The 1,741-nt window shown below is 52.2% G+C and carries 1 rRNA gene; it reads right to left on the reverse strand.

The features are described 5' to 3' along the window. Positions 1-53: 53 nt before the first annotated feature. Positions 54-1,593: ribosomal RNA gene (locus ACSVHP_RS22915) — 16S ribosomal RNA — on the reverse strand. Positions 1,594-1,741 lie beyond the last annotated feature (148 nt).

The raw sequence follows: 1,741 nt of genomic DNA on the forward strand, positions 1-1,741 counted from the left end.
TTACTTTTCATCAGACAATCTGTGTGAGCACTACAAAGGCAGGTTCTTTAAGGTAAGGAGGTGATCCAACCGCAGGTTCCCCTACGGTTACCTTGTTACGACTTCACCCCAGTCATGAATCACAAAGTGGTAAGCGCCCTCCCGAAGGTTAAGCTACCTACTTCTTTTGCAACCCACTCCCATGGTGTGACGGGCGGTGTGTACAAGGCCCGGGAACGTATTCACCGTAGCATTCTGATCTACGATTACTAGCGATTCCGACTTCATGGAGTCGAGTTGCAGACTCCAATCCGGACTACGACATACTTTATGAGGTCCGCTTGCTCTCGCGAGGTCGCTTCTCTTTGTATATGCCATTGTAGCACGTGTGTAGCCCTACTCGTAAGGGCCATGATGACTTGACGTCATCCCCACCTTCCTCCAGTTTATCACTGGCAGTCTCCTTTGAGTTCCCGGCCGGACCGCTGGCAACAAAGGATAAGGGTTGCGCTCGTTGCGGGACTTAACCCAACATTTCACAACACGAGCTGACGACAGCCATGCAGCACCTGTCTCAGAGTTCCCGAAGGCACCAAAGCATCTCTGCTAAGTTCTCTGGATGTCAAGAGTAGGTAAGGTTCTTCGCGTTGCATCGAATTAAACCACATGCTCCACCGCTTGTGCGGGCCCCCGTCAATTCATTTGAGTTTTAACCTTGCGGCCGTACTCCCCAGGCGGTCGACTTAACGCGTTAGCTCCGGAAGCCACTCCTCAAGGGAACAACCTCCAAGTCGACATCGTTTACGGCGTGGACTACCAGGGTATCTAATCCTGTTTGCTCCCCACGCTTTCGCACCTGAGCGTCAGTCTTTGTCCAGGGGGCCGCCTTCGCCACCGGTATTCCTCCAGATCTCTACGCATTTCACCGCTACACCTGGAATTCTACCCCCCTCTACAAGACTCTAGCCTGCCAGTTTCGAATGCAGTTCCCAGGTTGAGCCCGGGGATTTCACATCCGACTTGACAGACCGCCTGCGTGCGCTTTACGCCCAGTAATTCCGATTAACGCTTGCACCCTCCGTATTACCGCGGCTGCTGGCACGGAGTTAGCCGGTGCTTCTTCTGCGAGTAACGTCAATCACTGTGGTTATTAACCACAATGCCTTCCTCCTCGCTGAAAGTACTTTACAACCCGAAGGCCTTCTTCATACACGCGGCATGGCTGCATCAGGCTTGCGCCCATTGTGCAATATTCCCCACTGCTGCCTCCCGTAGGAGTCTGGACCGTGTCTCAGTTCCAGTGTGGCTGGTCATCCTCTCAGACCAGCTAGGGATCGTCGCCTAGGTGAGCCGTTACCCCACCTACTAGCTAATCCCATCTGGGCACATCTGATGGCAAGAGGCCCGAAGGTCCCCCTCTTTGGTCTTGCGACATTATGCGGTATTAGCTACCGTTTCCAGTAGTTATCCCCCTCCATCAGGCAGTTTCCCAGACATTACTCACCCGTCCGCCGCTCGTCACCCGAGAGCAAGCTCTCTGTGCTACCGCTCGACTTGCATGTGTTAGGCCTGCCGCCAGCGTTCAATCTGAGCCATGATCAAACTCTTCAATTTAAGTTTGATGCTCGTGAATTAAACTTCGTAATGAATTACGTATGTTCACTCAGAGACTTGGTATTCATTTATTGTCCGAAGACATTAAGAATCCATGTCACTTTGAGTGCCCACACAGATTGTCTGATAAATTGTTAAAGAGCAGTGC

This window comes from Enterobacter sp. 186315, assembly GCF_053290175.1.